This window comes from Streptomyces coeruleorubidus (assembly GCF_008705135.1).
Taxonomy (GTDB): Bacteria; Actinomycetota; Actinomycetes; order Streptomycetales; family Streptomycetaceae; genus Streptomyces; species Streptomyces coeruleofuscus.
Map to the genome: position 1 here is coordinate 7,095,972 of NZ_CP023694.1, position 15,914 is coordinate 7,111,885.

The window sequence follows — 15,914 nt, forward strand, 5'->3', positions numbered from 1 at the left end:
GGTCTCCTCGGTGCGTGGGCGTGCGACTCGTGCGGAATCGACGCGGTACGGCCCCGGCGCGGGCGGGCCCTGCCGGACGTGTCCGTCAGCATGGGCCGACCTGCTCGGGACCCCTCCCCGTGGCCGGCCGGCCGCCGCAGTGCGGGCGTCAGCGGGCGCGCAGTTCCGCGGCCGCGGAGGCGGCGAGTTCGGTGGTCAGATGGCACAGTTCGCCGATCGGCCGCTGCCCGCCGACGTGCAGCCGCAGCATCTCGACGGCCGTCTCGGCGTCACGGCCGCCGTACTCGCGGTACGGGACGAAGACCGTGCAGGTGTCCTCACCGTTGCCCTCCGGCTCGACGACGGCGTCGTAGCCGCTGAGCCGGACGACGCGGCCGTCCCGCGCGGACTTGGGCTCGTCGCGGAAGAAGGCGATCTCCGCCTCCAGGTCGTCGACGTCGCTGAACCACTCGCAGTCCCAGTCCGCGACCCCGGCCTCCGGCACGTCGGCCTTGATGCCGGGGACGACGGACAACGCCTCGGCGTCGAGCAGCGCGCAGGCGCTCCTCCAGGCCAGCGAGGCGGCCGGGTAGGGCGGGGAACGGCGGGGGAGCGGGCCGCGGTTCAGGACCTCGGCCGCACTGCGGGCGGCGGTGTCGGCGACCGCGCACAGCGCCGCCGCACCGCCCGCCACCGTGCCGTGGCCCACGTCGACACGGACCCCCACGAACATGTCGCCGCCGGTGCGGCCACTGCCGGTGCCACCGCCGGCGGTGTCCCGGGACAGCAGGAGCCCGCACTCGCCCTTCTTCGACGGCGCCTCCCGGACGGCGATGCCCCCGATGGTCCTGACGGGGTCCGACGCCTCGGGCGGCGAGCCCCTGCGCAACTGCACCGACACGTCGATACGGGACCTGTCGTCCGGGTGGACGAGCACGTCGCAGCGGTCGAAGTTGCCGTAGTCGACGTCGACTTCGCTCTCCCCGAAGCGGTGCAGCGCGTCGGGGTCGGCCAGTGCGCACACGTCGGCGGTACGCGGATCGCCGATCAGCGCCCGCGTCCCGCCGTTCGAGGTGTCCTTCGGCAGCTGCCTCCCGGCGGACCCACGCCTGTCGTTCCCGCCGCCATCCTGTTCGTCACCGTTCCCGGGAACGGTGACGAGACTCAGGACGATCGCGGCACCGACGCCGAGGGCAGCGGTCGCGAACAGGGCACGACGTCGCCACCGCGAGCGCCCGCCGCCGGGCGCGGCGGGCCGGCCGTCCGGGTCCGGCGCCCCGTGTTCCGCCACGGCCGCCAGCAGCCGCCCGGCCTCGGCCGCCTCGGGGCGCTGCCGCGGGTCGCGTTGCAGCATGGCGCCGAGCACGGGAAGGAGCGGGCCCACGGCCTCGGCGTCCATCTCGACGACGCCCTGCTCGGCCTTCCAGTACGTCAGACGGTCCCGGTCCTCCCCGGCGGCCCCCGCCCCGTCACCGTCCGCCCCGTCCCCCTCCGCCCCGGGCTCACCGCCGCGCGGCGGTGAACCGGTGACCAGCGCGTAGAGGGTGGCGGCCAGGCAGAACACGTCGGAGGCGGGCCGGGGGACGTTCCCCCGGGCCAGCTCGGGGGCGGCGTAGTCCGGAGTGAAGCTGTAGGGCCCGTTGGCGGTGATGGTCTCGCTGCCGCCGGCCCGGTAGGCGGCACCGAAGTCCAGCAGCTTGGCGGCACCGCGCCGGGTGAGGCCGACGTTGGCGGGCTTGAGGTCGCAGTGGACGATGCCCGCCTCGTGCAACGCGGCCAGCGCGTCGGCGAGTTGGGCCCCGATCCGGGCCACGCGCTCGGGGCTCATGGGCGGTTGCCGGTCGAGGCCGCCGCCGGGCACGTACTCCATGACGAACCAGTACGTCTCGCCCACATCCCCGGCGGTGTCCCCGTCCGACGGCACCGTCACGACGTCGAACAGCGTCACGACATGGGGGTGATCACGGAACTTCGCCAGGGCGCGCGGCTCGCCCAGCAGCCGCCGCACCGCGGTCTCGCGGTCGCCCTCGACCTGCCCCGGCTTCAGCGCCACGTCCTGCCCCACCACCGTGTCGTGGGCCAGCCACACGTCGCCGCCGCGCCCTGCCCCGATGACCTCCTTGAGGACATAGCGGCCGGCGAACTCGTCTCCGGGACGCACGTTCTTCTCCCCCTCGCATCGGCCCAGAACGCGCGCCACCACCCACGCGCGCGTAAGGGGAACCTACTGCGTACACGGGAGGTTACTCACAGTCTCCCCAGAGCCTCCATGAGCCGCACGCATGCGCCGGTCTTCGGTGGGCGGACCCCTGTAGCGCGCCGGTGATATTCGGGACGAACCCGTAGCAGGTGTGCAGGGCAACGTGTACGGGGGGTGACGGGTCTTAGTGGGTGCAAGGGCTGAAGCCCGCGCATTCACACGAAGACCATGGGGGAAACATGCAGGTCCGTACTCGAGGCATCCGTACCACCGTGGCCGCGCTGGCGGCCGCCGCCGGTGTCGCCGCAGTCGCCGTCCCGGCCGCTGCCGCCACCGCACCGGCTGCCGACACGCCCCGGTTCCTGGAGCCGGCCGAACTGCCGCCGCACCCGACCTCGCCCTGGTACGCCGGCCCGGTCACCGCCGGTCAGCCGGACCCGCTGCCGGTGTGCGTGGGCGAGGCCCTGCCGTCCATCGCCACCCACCGCTCGTACGGGACCGAGTACGACACCAACGCCCAGCAGATCACGGTCGTGGAGCGCGACGTGCAGCGTGCCAAGGACTTCGCGGCGCTGCTGCGCAAGGACATCGCCGGCTGCGCGAAGAAGCTGATGGAGCAGGACCCCGACATCACGGCGACGCAGAAGAGCTACGGCCGGCTGAACGTCGAGGAGGGCGCCCACGTGTACGGCCTCCACACCGCTTCGGCGTGGGGTTCCTCCGACATCGGCCTGTTCTCGGTCGGCCGCGACGGCAGGACCGTGACGGTGGTCCTGTGGGGCCAGATGGGCAACTTCCAGCACGCTCAGGTGTCCGACTTCAAGGCCACCACCGTCACGGCGGTCAACAAGCTGTACTGACGGGCTCAGCCGCGACCCGGCCCTGTGCTGCCGTCGTAACCGTCGTACACGAGGAGCCCGTCGTCGCGCAGTCGCGCGCCGGGCGTCGGCGCATGCAGGCTGACGCGCCCGTCGTGCATGAGGTGGTGAGCCGGTACGCCGCGGGTGAGTACCGCGAAGTCCGCGATCAGCCGGCGGTGGCAGCGCCACCAGACCGCCTCGCTGCACATCACGGCGGTGCGGCCGTGTGAGGCCTCGCGCAGCACCCGGTCCATCGCGGTGACGAACTCGGGGGAGCGGGTGTGCGCGGCGTAGCCCCGGAAGGAGGTGTTGCGCCACACGATGTCCGGGCTGTCCACGGGAGGTGTGCGGAACCCGCCGAGAGCGGGTTCCCACCGGTAGGCGATGCCGCGGCCCGGCATCCACTCGGCGAGCCGCCGCCGCGACAGGTCGGGGTCGCGGCGGCTGCCGGGAGCGGTCCGCACGTCCACGACGGCCGTGACACCGGCGCCGCCCAGCAGATCGGCGATCCGGTCCCGATCGGCGGTGCTGTGCCCGAAGGTCAGCAGAAGCGCGTCCACACCGCCGGACTTTCCCGCTCGGGCGGTCCCACACCTGACGGAGCGTCCCGATGTCGGCGACCTGGCCGCACCTCCCTTTCCAGGAACGCGCGGAAGGTGCGCGCGGGCCGGCCCGTGAGGCGCTGGACGGTGTCGGTGACGCGGTCCTCCGCCCCCTCGGCGATGGCACGCTCCATGCCCGCCAGCAGGGCGGCGAACTGCACCGGCATCAGCGCCGAGAGGCGATCGCGCATCTGCTCGTGGGAGATCGGCCGGTGGACCACGGGCCGGCCGGTGACCTCGGTGATGAGTGTGGCGATGTCGTCGTAGCCGAGCGCCTCCGGTCCGGTGACGACGACGTCGGTGCCGGGGGCCTGGCCGTCGGTCAGGGCGTGGAACGCGACGGCCGCGATGTCGTCGGCGTCGACGAAGCCGACCCGGCCGCTCCCGGTCGCGGTCAGGATGGTGCCGTCCTCGCGGATGCTGCGGGCGTGCGCGTGCGTTCCGGTGAAGTTCTGCATGAACCAGGAGGGCCGCAGCACGGCCCACTCGTCGAACAGTTCGGGCAGAGCCTGGTGCACCGCCCCCACCGCCGGGCCGCCCTCGGGGATGGCCGAGGAACTGAGGAGCACCGCGCGGCGTGTTCCACCGGTGCGGGCCCGGCGCAGGAACGGCAGCATGACCGCTGCCGGGTCGGGGTCGCCCAGCGGCGGGATGAGATAGACGCGGTCGACTCCGTCGAGGGCGGCGGCATGGCCGGCGGGGTCGTACCAGTCGAGGGCGACCGGCTCCGTGCCGGGGACCGGGGTGGCGTGACGGCTGGCGGCTCTGACGCGGTGACCGGCGGCCGTCAGCCGCGCGGCGGTGCGGCTGCCGGTGGTGCCGGTGGCGCCGATGACCAGAGTGGTGCCGGTGCCGGTCATCAGCCGCTCCCGGCGAAGTCGGTGCCGGGCTCGTCGAGGGCGAGGGGATTCCAGTAATCGCGGTAGGAGGCGAAGAGCCCGTCCCGAACGGTGACGACGGCGATGTAGGTCATGTCGTAGGGGCTGCCGGTCTTCACCAGGCGTCCGACGCCGCGCATCTCGGCCACGATGGTCTCCGGGTCGGTGGTCCGGTGGATCCGCAGGTCGGGGAAGTCGTGCAGGTCGATGTGGTCGGGGTAGGGGCGCATGTAGGCGGCGACGGCCCCCTTGCCCTCCAGGCGCCGGGGCCGGCCCGGGGGCGCGAAGGGGAACTCCATGACGCCGCCCTCGGCCCACAGGCCGACCCACGCGTCGATGTCCTAGTCCCGAGGACCTCACCATGGCCGACATCGCGGCAGCGGCCGGCGTCGGCAAGGGAACGCTCTTCCGTGCCTTCGGCGACCGTGCCGGGCTGCTCCGCGCGCTGTACGAGGCGCGGCTCGAACCGGTCAGGCAGGCCGTCGAGGCCGGTCCGCCGCCCTTGGGGCCCGACGCCCCGCCGCAGCAGCGCGTACCCGCCCTGCTGGACGCCGTGCTGTGCTTCAAACTCGACAACCGCCGCCTCGCGCTGGCCCTGGAAGAGGGCGGAAGCGGCAGTCCCTACCAGGCGGAGCACTACACGCTGTGGCACGACCTGCTCCGGTCCGTTCTGGAGCAGGTCCCCGGTCTGACCGACAGCGACTTCCTGGCCCACGCCCTGCTCGCCGCCACCCGGGCCGACCTCGTCGAGCACCTGGCCGGCCGGGAGCGCCTGCCGCGCGACACCATGCGGGCGCAGCTGGCGAACCTCACCACCAGAGTCCTGGGCTCCGGCCCACTGCCGACAGCGGCCACCGGGAACTGACCGAGGACCGGGCGGTCCCTTGACGAGCGGGGCTCACTCCCGTCCGGTCGATGCCCGGCGGATCATCCCTGCCGCACCGGTACCACGACCATCTCCGCGACATTGACGTGCGGCGGCGCCGACACCGCGAAGGCGATGGCCTCGGCGATGTCCTCGGCGGCCAGGGGCCCCACGCCGGAGCGCAGGCGGGACAGGGTCTCGCGCATCCCGGGGTCCTGCATGTCCGCCCCCAGTTCGGTGCCGGTCACGCCCGGCTCGATGTTCTTCACGCGGACACCACGCGGCCCGAGTTCGGCACGCAGGTTGCGGGTGAGATGGGCGACGGCCGCCTTGGTGGCGCAGTAGACGGACCAGTCGGGAAAGAGGGCGTGCCCGCCCACGGAGCCGACGTGGACGAGGTCCGCCGGGCCGCCGCGGGCGCCCACGGCGAGGAGGTCGTCGGCGAAGGCGCGGGAGGTGTGCAGCAGGCCCCGCAGATTGACGTCGATCATGCGGTCCCACTCGTCGGACCGGGCGCGTTCGAAGGGTGCGCCGAGCATGACCCCGGCGTTCGCGACGACCAGGTCGACGGCGCCGAGCGCCGCGGCGACGGCGCGGGCGGCCTCCGGCACGGCCTCGGCATCGGTGAGATCGACGGCGACCGGCAGGACGGCTCCGGGCGCGTCACGGCGCAGGTCCCGGGCCAGCGCCTCGAGGCGGTCTTCGCGGCGGCCCAGCAGCGCGACGCTCGCACCGCCGTCCGCCAGGCGGCGCGCCGTCGCGGCACCGATCCCGCTGGAGGCGCCGGTGACGACCGCGACGCGGCCGGTGAGGGGGAGGGAGTCGGAGGTGTGGGGGAGGGAGTTTGCGGTGTGTGTCATGTCGTCCACCGTGCGTCCGCCGCGCACCCGTGACCAGGCCGCACCGTCCCGAGGAGAGCGGATCGTAGGAGTGGCGCGGCCACCTTGCGGGCTCCCGCCGTCCCACGGCCGGGCCTACGGTGGACGACATGGACAGCGACAACCGGCTCGGCCGGTTCCTGAGCGCCCGGCGTGCCCTGGTGAGCCCTGAGGAGTCCGGGCTGCCGACCGGGAGCCGGCGCCGGGTGGCGGGCCTGCGCCGGGAAGAGGTCGCGATGCTGGCGGGGGTGAGCTCCGACTACTACGTCCGCCTGGAACAGGGCAGGGAACGGCACCCCTCGGCGCAGGTGGTCGACGCGCTGGCCCGGGCACTGCGGCTGGAGGACGACGCGGTCGACCACCTGCACCGGCTGGCACGCCCCGTCGCCGCCCGCCCGCGTGGCCGTACGCGGCCGGAGCCGGTGAGCCCGGTCCTGCTGCGCATGATGGAGGGCTGGCACAGCACTCCGGCGGTGGTCCTGGGCCGCTGCCTGACCGTGCTGGCCCACAACGCCCTGGGGCGTGGGCTGTTCGCCGGCCACACCCACAGCGGGGACCTGCTGCGACTGGTCTTCCTCGACCCGGACGCGCGGGACTTCTACCCGGACTGGGACCGCGTGGCGGTCAACACGGTGGCCGGGCTGCGGGCCGCCGCCGGGACCGGCCACGACGACCCGCTGCTCATCGCGGCGGTCGGCGAACTGTCATTGAAGAGCGAGGAGTTCCGCCGACTCTGGGCCCGCCACGACATCCGCCAGAAGACCCGTGAGACCAAGCGGTTCCGGCACCCGCAGGTCGGTGAACTGACCCTGGACTACGAGTCGCTCACCGTCAACAGCGCCCCCGGCCAGCAACTCGTCGTCTACCAGGCGGCCCCGGGCAGCCCGTCCGAACAGGCGCTCACCCTGCTGGGCAGCCTCGGCGCGGGCGAGCAGCACTCCACCGGATCGACCACTGAATCGACCAAGGACTTTCGCACATGAACGACAGCACACCCGTCTGGTTCATCACCGGCTGTTCCACCGGCCTCGGCCGAGCTCTGGCCACCACCCTCCTCGAACGCGGTTACCGGGCGGCGGTAACCGCCCGCGATCCGCGCACCGTCGCCGGCCTGGCCGCCGACCACGGCGACCGGGCCCTCGCCCTGGCCCTCGACGTCACGGATCCCGCTCAGGTCGCCGAAGCCGTCGAGCGGGCGGAAGCGGAGTTCGGGCGGATCGACGTCCTGGTGAACAACGCCGGCTACGGCTATCTCGCCGCCGTCGAGGAAGGGCAGGACGCGGAGATCCGGGCCCTGTTCGACACCAACGTCTTCGGGCTCGTCGAGACCACCCGGGCCGTCCTGCCGGGCATGCGCGCCCGCCGGGCCGGTCACATCGTGAACATCTCCTCCCTCGGAGGCCTGGCAGCCTTCGGTGCCACCGGTTACTACCACGCCACCAAGTTCGCGGTGGAGGGGCTGTCCGAGTCGCTCGCCGCCGAAGTCGCCCCGCTCGGCATCGGGGTGACGCTCGTCGAGCCCGCCGCCTTCCGCACCGGCTGGTCCGGCCCCTCCATGCGCCAGTCGGCCACCGTGATCGAGGACTACGCGGCGACGGCCGGCGCGCGGCGGGCCGCCACCCTGGCCACCTACGGCCACCAGCCGGGCGATCCGCTGCGGGCGGCCGCGGCCGTCATCGACGCCGTCGAGTCGCCCGAGCCCCCCTTGCGTCTGCTGCTGGGGAAGGCCGCGTACGACATCGCCACCGCGCGACTCGACACGCTCCGGGCCGGCTTCGACACCTGGCGGGACGTCACCATCGGCGCCGACTACCCGGCCGCCTGACGGAGGCTCGGGCGGGAGGAAGGCCGTCGGACCGGAGCGGACTCTGACGTACTGCGTCGCTACTGGGCACGCCGGCCCCATGGCCCGCAGCGTCCACGAACCCGCCTATCACCTGCAGCAGGACCACTGGCGAACCCTCCACCCGACCCGGGCAACCGCAATGGCGGAACTGAAAGAGGTTTGGCCTGTGTAAACCCGCCAGCAGAAAGGGTCGGATTCCAGCCTCCGAGGCGACATCGCCCGCGCCGCCGTCGTCCTCAACGGAGTTGGGAAGTGATCACCGCTGAGCAAACCCCAGTGTCCCGGATGTGCGCCTGGCCTGTGAGGGCTCTCCCGGGGCGGCGACCTCTGGCTTGCTCCGCGCAAACACAGCCGGCCGTCGGACCGGTGCCGTCATCTGACGACGGGGCCTCGTCGATATTGCGGCCGGGATCTGTCCGCAATCGCCGGTAGCGTGAGAAGTGGCCCTCTTCCGTCGATGTGAGGATGCTCATGCAGCAGAAGGCTATTCAGATCATCGGTGCCCGTGAGAACAACCTCAAGGGCATCTCCGTGGAGGTGCCGAAACACATGGTCACCGTGTTCACGGGGGTATCGGGATCGGGAAAGTCGTCCTTGGTGTTCGACACAATCGCGGCGGAATCCCAACGGCAGCTCAATGAGACGTTCACCGCGTTCGTGCGCAATCGCCTGCCCAAATATGGTCAGCCCGACGTGGACGACATCGCGAACCTCTCGGCTGCGGTGATCATCGATCAGAAGCGGATCGGGGGGAACGCGCGGTCCACCGTCGGGACGATCACCGACATCTACGCCTTGCTCCGGCTGCTCTATTCCCGGGTGGGCAAGCCCTGGATTGGTTATTCGAACGCCTTCTCGTTCAACGACCCCTCGGGAATGTGTCCCGATTGCGAGGGCCTCGGCCACCGGGTGCAGGTCGACCTCGACAAGCTGCTCGACAGGTCCAAGTCCCTCAACGAGGGCGCCATCCGGCATCCCGCCTTCAATGTTGGTGGCTGGTTCTGGAAGCTGTACGCCAATTCCGGCCTCTTCGACAACGACAAGAAGCTCCGCGACTACACCGAGAGCGAGTGGCAGACGTTCCTGTACGGGGCCCAGGGATCGATCGCTCTGGAGTGGCAGGGCGGCAAGATCAACTCCAAGTACGAAGGGCTGATGGACAAGTTCAACCGGCTCTACCTGCGCAAGGAGCCGGACGAGATGAGCGCCAAGAACCGGGTGGCGCTGGAGCAGGTCGTCACCCGGGGGCCCTGCGACACCTGCAAGGGGCAACGGCTCAGCCAGCGGGCGCTCGGCTGCCGCATCAACGGCCGGAACATCGCCGAACTCGCCTCCCTGGAGATCGCCGACCTGATGGAGGCGGTCAAGAAGGTCGACACGTCCTCCGTCTCCACCCTGACGGCCAGTCTGCTCGAGCGGCTCCAGCACCTCATCGAACTGGGGCTGGGATACCTCAGCCTCAACCGTGAGACCTCCACGCTCTCCGGCGGCGAGTCGCAGCGCATCAAGATGGTGCGTCACCTGAACAGTTCGCTCGTCGACATGGTCTACATCTTCGACGAGCCCACGATCGGCCTGCACCCCAGCGACGTCCAGCGGCTCAGCCGGCTCCTGATGGAACTGGCCGAGAAGGGCAACACCGTGCTGGTGGTCGAACACGACCGCGACATCATCGAGATGGCCGAGCACGTCATCGACATCGGGCCCGGGGCCGGGCGGCACGGAGGCGAGATCGTCTATCAGGGCGACGTCCGGGGCCTCACCGAGGCGGACACGCCGACCGGACGGTTCCTCCGCAGGATCACCCCGATCAAGGAGCGATTCCGCGAGCCCAGGGGGCACCTGGAGGTGACGGGAGCCCGGATCCACAACCTCAAGGACATCAGCGTACGGATTCCGCTCGGCGTACTGACCGCCGTCACCGGACCAGCTGGCTCCGGCAAGAGCACGCTCATCCACGACGTACTGCTGCGGCAGCACCCCTCGGCGGTCGTCATCGACCAGTCCGCGGTCACCACCAACCGGCGTTCGAACCCGGCGACCTACACCGGCATCATGGACGAGATCCGCAGGCTGTTCGCCCGCGAGAACCGGGTCAGCCCCTCACTGTTCAGCTTCAACTCCGAGGGCGCCTGCCCCACCTGCCAGGGACACGGCATCATCTACACCGACCTCGCCTTCATGGATCCGATGATCACGACCTGCGAGGTCTGCGCGGGGATGCGTTTCACCGACGACGTCCTGCGCCTGACCCTGCGCGGGCAGAACATCCACGACGTGCTGTCGATGAGCGCCGCTGAGGCGGCCGAGTTCTTCACCGAACCCAAGGTTGCCAAGACCCTCCGCTCCATCAACCATGTCGGCCTCGGCTATCTCCAGCTCGGGCAGCCGCTCAACACCCTCTCCGGTGGCGAGTGCCAGCGCATCAAGCTCGCCACGGAGCTCGGGAAGAAGGGCAGCGTCTACGTCATGGACGAGCCCACCACCGGACTCCACATGTCCGACGTCGACAGCCTCGTACACCTGGTCGACGGCCTCGTCGAGAAGGGGAACTCGGTCATCGTCATCGAGCACAATCTCGACGTCGTCAAGCACGCGGACTGGGTCGTCGACCTCGGCCCCGGGGGCGGCAGCGAGGGTGGCCGGGTGATCTTTGAGGGCACCCCCGCCGACCTGGCGGAGGCCGAGCACTCCGTCACCGGGCGGTTCCTCGCCGCGTCCCTGGCGGGCGCCGGTTCCGAGGCCGACCACCGGGCCCGGCGCTGATCCTTGACCCCGGGTGCTGAGCGGCGTCCCGTACGTGCGCGTCCGGCCGGGAACGCCGCGGCCCCGGCCGGACCCTGAGAGCGGCACGCGGATCCCTTCGAGAGGGACGCGTGCACACCCGCCGTGGTTCGTACCGGGACCCTGTGATCGTCGAGGCGGGACCTGGGGGGCGTCCGCAAAGTCCCGCCTGCCTCGCGACGCCCGCTCACCGCACCGGGCGAACACCCGCGTACAACCAGTACGCGGGCGTCCGCCCGGCACTCCCCCAGCCTTCGGCCGGGGGTACCCCCAGAGCACGCACCGGACGCCGCGGGGCCCGCCCTCCGGGCGGACGACGGGACTCTACGGACACGCCCTAGTGCCGGACGCCCTGCCCGGCCGGCGCACGGTGCCGGGCCGTCAGCTGTTCCAGCGTCGGCACCACCGCACCGGGTGCCGGGGTCCGCAGCATCTCCGCGCGGATCCGCGCCGCGCCCTGCCGGAAGGACGGCTCGGCCAGTACCTGAGCCAGCCTGTCCCTGACCCGGCCGGCCGAGGCGCCCTCGCCGTGCGGCGGGAGGAAGATCCCCGCGCCCAGCTTCTCCAGCTGCCCGGCCCGGAAGACGTCGTCCCACTGCCAGGCGAGGGCAAGCTGAGGCACCCCGTGCAGCGCCGCCGTCGCCCAGGTGCCGGCGCCGCCGTGGTGCACGACGGCCGCGCAGCTCGGCAGGACGACGTGCAGGGACAGGCTGTCCACCACCCGCACGTTCCCGGGCAGAGGCGGCAGGCCCTCGCGCTCCTCGGCCTTGACCGTGGCGACCACCTCGGCGTCCAGCTCCGCGATCGAGGCCAGCAGCTCACCGGCCCGGGGCAGCCCGGTGAAGCCCGTCGAGCGCTCCGTGATGCCCTGGGTGAGCAGGACCCTCGGGCGCCCCGGATCCGCCCGCAGCCACGGCGGCACCACCGCCGGGACCGGGCCGTTGTACGGGACGAACCGCATCGGCACCGTCGGGCGGGCCGTGGCGAACCGCACGCTCGGCGGCATCTGGTCGATCGTCCAGTGGCCGCTGATCACCTCGGGCCCGAAGGCCGCACCGTGCCGCTCCAGCGTCCACGTCAGCCACTCCTCCAGGGCGTCGTCCCGGCGCTCGGCCCGCACCTCGTGCAGCACCTGCTGGAACCGGTCGTGCACCCGCAGGAAGAGGTCCGGGCCCCACAGCAGGCGGGCCTGCGCCGCGCCGGTCACCTGGGCCGCCACCGCGCCGGCGAAGGTGAAGGGCTCCCAGACGACCAGGTCGGGACGCCACCATGCGGCGAAGTCCACCATCTCGTCGATCATGGAGTCGTTGTTGATCTGGGCGTAGAACGCCGCCGTCAGCATGGACGTGGACGCTTCGAGGAACTCCAGGTCGAGCAGCTCCGGCCGGTTCTCCAGGTAGTCCGGGTTCCGGTGCAGCGCGAACACGCCGGGCGCCATGGCCCCCATCGTCGCCTGCACCTGGTGGTCCGTACCCACCGGTACGGCCGTGAGTCCAGCGCGGGTGATGCTGTCGGTGAGAGCGGGCTGGCTCGCCACCCGGACGTCGTGCCCGGCCGCCCGCAGCGCCCAGGCGAGCGGCACCACACCATTGAAGTGCGCGTCCATGGCGAACGCCGTCACGAGCACCTTCATGGGGTCACCCTCCCTGGGTCACTTCTGGGCCAGCCGCAGCGAGAGCGGGGCGCGGACCACGGGGGAGCGCCCGCGCCGCAGCGGCTCGCCCTCGGCCCGCAGCCCGGGCAGCCGTTCGGCCACCGCCCGCAGGACGGCGGTGCACTGCACGCGGACGAGCGGGGCGACCAGCCCCAGAGGGTCCCGGCCCGCCAGGGCCATGTGCGTGAAACCGGGGCTACGGGGGCGGTCGAGACGGAATCGGTCCGGGTCCTCGTACAGCGCCGGGTCCCGCTGCGCGGCGTCGACCAGCACCACCACGTGCTGGTCCGCCTCCAGCGTCTCGCCACCGATCTGAACCTCTCCCTGGGTGATCAGGCTGCGCAGCGTCACAGGCGGTGCCCAGCGGAGGGTCTCCTCGACCGCGTCCGCCGCCCTGCCGGGATCGGCCCGTAGCAGCGACCACTGCTCGTCGTGCTCCAGCAGAGCCATGACGGCGTTCGCCACGGTGGTGATCGCTGTCTCGGCCCCGACCACCGTGCTCAGCACTGCGGCCGTGACGGTGTCCCCGGGATCGCGTCCGCCGTCGGGGTCCACGGCCAGCAGGGCGCTCACCGCACCGTCGGCCGGTGCGGTGAGGTGGTTGGCCACGGCCGCCGCCATCAGCTCCCGGACGCGGCGCAGCGCCCGCGTCATCGCCCGGGCCACCGGGAGGCGCGGCGGGCAGAGGGCGGAGTCGAGCACCGGGCCGCAGGCGGCCAGCAGGTCCGGCAGTTCCGCCCGTGCCTCGTCCGGGAGACCCAGGACGGCGGCGAGCGAGCCCGCGATCGCAGGCCGGGCCAGATCCGACACCACGTCGAAGTGCGGCGGCAGGCCGTCCAGCACCCGGTGCACCGCACGCTCCGCGTCGACCTGCCACGCGGTGCACGTACGGGGCCCGAGGACCGGACCGAGCAGGGCTGCGAGACGGTCGGAGTCGGCGGCGGCCGGCGTCAGCAGGTCCTCGCCGAGCGGAGTGACGTGACAGGTCCGCCAGGTCTCCCAGACGTTCTCGAGAACGTGCTCCTGCGGGCCCTCTGAAGCGGGGTGCCGGGGACCCAGCAGCGGATCGTCCAGCAGGCGGGCCGATATTCCGCCGTCCGCCGTCACCCACGTGCCCAGCGCACTGCGGTGGAGCGGGCCCCGGTCGCGGACCAGCTCACCGAGGGACAGATGATCGGCCTCGCCGCGCAGTCGCCGGGCATAGGGGTCGCCCAGCGCGCCGAAGACGAAGTGGAAGCCGCGCACGGTCAGCAGATGGCGCCCCAGCTCGCTGTCGGTCGGGGCGGCCGGCGGCGCGGACGTGGGTGTGGGCATCGTCGTGCTCCTCACACTGTCGCGGCCCGGGTGTGGGCGCAGATGGCGGCGGCCAGCGGCTCGTGGACCGCGAGGGGCAGGGCGTGCCCCATGTTCTCGATCTCCACGACCCGGGCGCCGGGAATCCGGTCGGCGAGGTGCCGGGCGTGCGGCGGCGGGGCCGCGGGGTCGCACATCGCCTGGATCGCCAGTACCGGTGTGGAGACGCGGGACAACTCCGCCCCCCGCGACACCGGCGGCTGCGGGATCATGTGGTGCACGATCGGCTCGTCGAACGTTCCCGCGTGCCCGGCGGCCAGGAGTTCACGACGCCGGAACTCGTCGGCGTCGAAGGGCACTCCCTCCCCGTTGAGCAGGCGCCACTTCTCCACCCGGCGCTCCAGCAGTTCCTCGTCCGTCTCGGCCGGTTGCTGAAGCATCGTCATCATGTCGAGGAACCGCTGGCTGGGCACCGGCAGTCCGCTGACGGAAGGCTCACCCTTGAGCGCCGCCTCCAGGTCGGCGTCGAAGTCGACGTCGAGCGCGCCCCCCAGCATCACGGTGAGGGTGAGGAGACGCTCCGGAGCGTCCAGGGCGAGCAGCTGGCCGATGGTGTGGCCCAGCGACATGCCCACCACATGGGCGGCGCGGACCTGCCAGCCGTCCAGGACGGCCAGCGCGTCGGTGGCCAGCTCGTCGAAGCCGTAGGGGTGGAGCGTGAAGTCGCACCGGGAGGAGCGCCCGGTGTCCCGGTGGTCGTAGCGGATCACGAAGTGCCCGGCCGCGACCAGGCGTTCGACGAACTCGTCCGGCCACGATTTGGCCGAGAGGTTGCCGCCGGCGATCAGGAGCAACGGGGCGTCGGCCGGATCGCCGAGCCCTTCGCTCCACAGGGTCACCTCATCGTTGGTGATCATGCGTGTCGGCATTGCTGATGAACCCTTCCCGTACCTCGTGTGTCAGGCGCCGGTGGCCGCGGGGGCAAGGACGAGGAGCGAGAGGTCGTACGGGATGGTCGGCGAGGGCAGTTGCCGCACCTCCTCGACCACGAGGCCCGCCGAGGCGGCCAGGCCGTCCCACTTCTCGCGGGTGCGCAGGGCACCGCCGAGGAAGACGAGCATCCGCAGATCGAGCTCTGTGAACTGTTCGTTGAACGAGTTCTCGTGGAGGTCGTCGCGCTCGTGGATCAGGATGCGCCCGCCGGGCTCCAGGGCCTCGGCGCAGCGGGTGAGGATCCGGACGGCGTCGTGGTCCGGCCAGTTGAGGAGGACGAAAGAGAGGATGATCGCGTCCGCCTTGCGGGGCAGCGGCTCGAAGAAGTCCCCCTCGACGACGTCGACACGGTCGGAGAGGCCCTCGTCCTTCAGGTAGGAGCGGGCGGTGTCCACGGTGCCCGCCATCTCCAGCACGGTGGCCGACACGTGCGGGGCCCGGCGCGCGATGGCCGCGGCGAAACCACCCTTGCCGCCACCCACGTCGAGCACATGCCGGACGTTCGTCCAGTCGTACGCGGCGGCCGGAGCGTCGAAGGCGACGTCCTGGTCGCAGGCGAGCAGCGAGTCGAAGGACGCGCGCAGGTCGGGGCGGCCGGCCAGGTCCTCGTAGAACGGCTTGCCGTAGATGGACTCGTACGTGGGGCGGCCGGTACGGATGGCGTCGGGGAGGCGGGTGAAGGAGATGTCGGCGCGCGCCACGGCCTGCGTCAGGTCGTGCCAGGCGCGCTGCGCGGCCGGGTGGTCGTCGGCGAGCAGCTCGCCGACCTCGGTCGGGACGAACTCGCCCGGTGCGTCCTCCTCGAGCAGTCCGATCGCCACCAGGTGGCGGATCAGTCGCAGGAGTGCTTCCGGCCGGGTGTCGGTCCTGGCCGCCAGGGCCTCCACGGTGCGGGCCCCGGCCAGGATGTGGTCGACGAGCCGCAGGGTGGCGGCCGTCCGGACGACCATGGGCGTGTGCAGGCTTCCGAGGCGGATCAGGGTCCTGAGGGCGTCGATCTGCTGCGGCCGGGCCGCGACCGTCGGTTCGGCTGTCATGGTGTGTCCGTGCTCCTGTCGTGGCGTCGGCGGGGTGATGGGAGG

Annotated in this window: 12 protein-coding genes and 2 pseudogenes; 5 read left to right on the top strand and 9 right to left on the bottom strand. The window is 72.1% G+C overall.

Annotated elements, in window-relative coordinates:
• Window positions 1-148: 148 nt before the first annotated feature.
• Entirely contained in the window at window positions 149-2,140 is a 1,992-nt protein-coding gene (locus CP976_RS32810; protein WP_150483549.1) for a serine/threonine-protein kinase, read from the bottom strand.
• Between the two features lie 278 nt (window positions 2,141-2,418).
• Between CP976_RS32810 and CP976_RS32815 the strand changes: the two genes are divergently transcribed.
• Entirely contained in the window at window positions 2,419-3,039 is a 621-nt protein-coding gene (locus CP976_RS32815) for a hypothetical protein (protein ID WP_150483550.1), read from the top strand.
• A gap of 5 nt (window positions 3,040-3,044) precedes the next feature.
• Here CP976_RS32815 and CP976_RS32820 read toward each other — a convergent pair whose 3' ends face one another.
• The 3 genes and pseudogenes from CP976_RS32820 to CP976_RS32830 form a co-directional block, all read right to left on the bottom strand.
• Window positions 3,045-3,599 carry a DUF488 domain-containing protein gene (locus tag CP976_RS32820; protein WP_150483551.1) on the bottom strand — a complete coding sequence of 185 codons (555 nt, stop codon included), beginning with the start codon at window positions 3,597-3,599 and terminating at the stop codon, window positions 3,045-3,047.
• Window positions 3,581-4,501 (bottom strand): NmrA family NAD(P)-binding protein, encoded by a 921-nt coding sequence (locus CP976_RS32825; protein WP_150483552.1) that lies wholly within the window; start codon window positions 4,499-4,501, stop codon window positions 3,581-3,583. The genes CP976_RS32820 and CP976_RS32825 overlap by 19 nt, the downstream gene beginning before the upstream one ends.
• Window positions 4,501-4,860: pseudogene (locus CP976_RS32830) on the bottom strand (nuclear transport factor 2 family protein); the annotation flags it as partial. The gene CP976_RS32825 and the pseudogene CP976_RS32830, both read right to left, overlap by 1 nt.
• Between CP976_RS32830 and CP976_RS32835 the strand changes: the two are divergent.
• A pseudogene (locus CP976_RS32835) lies at window positions 4,854-5,384 on the top strand (TetR/AcrR family transcriptional regulator); the annotation flags it as partial. The pseudogenes CP976_RS32830 and CP976_RS32835 overlap by 7 nt on opposite strands.
• Before the next feature lie 62 nt (window positions 5,385-5,446).
• On the opposite strand, the gene CP976_RS32840 reads toward CP976_RS32835, so the two are convergent.
• The gene (locus CP976_RS32840; protein ID WP_150483554.1) at window positions 5,447-6,244 is read right to left on the bottom strand and encodes an SDR family oxidoreductase; all 798 of its coding nucleotides are present in this window, start codon (window positions 6,242-6,244) and stop codon (window positions 5,447-5,449) included.
• 128 nt (window positions 6,245-6,372) lie between these two features.
• On the opposite strand from CP976_RS32840, the gene CP976_RS32845 reads away from it, so the two are divergent.
• From CP976_RS32845 to CP976_RS32855, 3 genes are all read left to right on the top strand, one after another.
• Entirely contained in the window at window positions 6,373-7,245 is an 873-nt protein-coding gene (locus tag CP976_RS32845; protein ID WP_150483555.1) for a helix-turn-helix transcriptional regulator, read from the top strand.
• The gene (locus tag CP976_RS32850; protein ID WP_150483556.1) at window positions 7,242-8,087 is read left to right on the top strand and encodes an oxidoreductase; all 846 of its coding nucleotides are present in this window, start codon (window positions 7,242-7,244) and stop codon (window positions 8,085-8,087) included. Before CP976_RS32845 ends, CP976_RS32850 begins: the two co-directional genes overlap by 4 nt.
• Window positions 8,088-8,579: 492 nt before the next feature.
• Complete coding sequence (locus CP976_RS32855; RefSeq protein ID WP_150483557.1) at window positions 8,580-10,874, top strand: ATP-binding cassette domain-containing protein; 2,295 nt, start codon at window positions 8,580-8,582, stop codon at window positions 10,872-10,874.
• Window positions 10,875-11,229: 355 nt separating this feature from the next.
• On the opposite strand, the gene CP976_RS32860 is transcribed toward CP976_RS32855, so the two are convergent.
• The 4 genes from CP976_RS32860 to CP976_RS32875 are packed head-to-tail and all read right to left on the bottom strand — an operon-like array spanning window position 11,230 to window position 15,869.
• Complete coding sequence (locus CP976_RS32860; RefSeq protein ID WP_150483558.1) at window positions 11,230-12,525, bottom strand: activator-dependent family glycosyltransferase; 1,296 nt, start codon at window positions 12,523-12,525, stop codon at window positions 11,230-11,232.
• 18 nt (window positions 12,526-12,543) lie between these two features.
• Window positions 12,544-13,860, bottom strand: a complete 1,317-nt coding sequence (locus CP976_RS32865; RefSeq protein ID WP_150483559.1) for a cytochrome P450 family protein — start codon at window positions 13,858-13,860, stop codon at window positions 12,544-12,546.
• 11 nt (window positions 13,861-13,871) lie between these two features.
• Window positions 13,872-14,756, bottom strand: a complete 885-nt coding sequence (locus CP976_RS32870) for an alpha/beta fold hydrolase (protein WP_229875316.1) — start codon at window positions 14,754-14,756, stop codon at window positions 13,872-13,874.
• Window positions 14,757-14,798: 42 nt separating this feature from the next.
• On the bottom strand, window positions 14,799-15,869 hold the full coding sequence (locus CP976_RS32875; protein ID WP_150483561.1) for a methyltransferase: 1,071 nt from the start codon (window positions 15,867-15,869) through the stop codon (window positions 14,799-14,801).
• Window positions 15,870-15,914 lie beyond the last annotated feature (45 nt).

Bases quoted from the DNA above. Each gene is read 5' to 3' on its own strand.
- CP976_RS32815 (WP_150483550.1), top strand. From the start codon at position 2,419: ATGCAGGTCCGTACTCGAGGCATCCGTACCACCGTGGCCGCGCTGGCG.
- CP976_RS32825 (WP_150483552.1), bottom strand. From the start codon at position 4,501: ATGACCGGCACCGGCACCACTCTGGTCATCGGCGCCACCGGCACCACC.
- CP976_RS32840 (WP_150483554.1), bottom strand. From the start codon at position 6,244: ATGACACACACCGCAAACTCCCTCCCCCACACCTCCGACTCCCTCCCC.
- CP976_RS32845 (WP_150483555.1), top strand. From the start codon at position 6,373: ATGGACAGCGACAACCGGCTCGGCCGGTTCCTGAGCGCCCGGCGTGCC.
- CP976_RS32850 (WP_150483556.1), top strand. From the start codon at position 7,242: ATGAACGACAGCACACCCGTCTGGTTCATCACCGGCTGTTCCACCGGC.
- CP976_RS32855 (WP_150483557.1), top strand. From the start codon at position 8,580: ATGCAGCAGAAGGCTATTCAGATCATCGGTGCCCGTGAGAACAACCTC.
- CP976_RS32860 (WP_150483558.1), bottom strand. From the start codon at position 12,525: ATGAAGGTGCTCGTGACGGCGTTCGCCATGGACGCGCACTTCAATGGT.
- CP976_RS32865 (WP_150483559.1), bottom strand. From the start codon at position 13,860: ATGCCCACACCCACGTCCGCGCCGCCGGCCGCCCCGACCGACAGCGAG.
- CP976_RS32870 (WP_229875316.1), bottom strand. From the start codon at position 14,756: ATGATCACCAACGATGAGGTGACCCTGTGGAGCGAAGGGCTCGGCGAT.
- CP976_RS32875 (WP_150483561.1), bottom strand. From the start codon at position 15,869: ATGACAGCCGAACCGACGGTCGCGGCCCGGCCGCAGCAGATCGACGCC.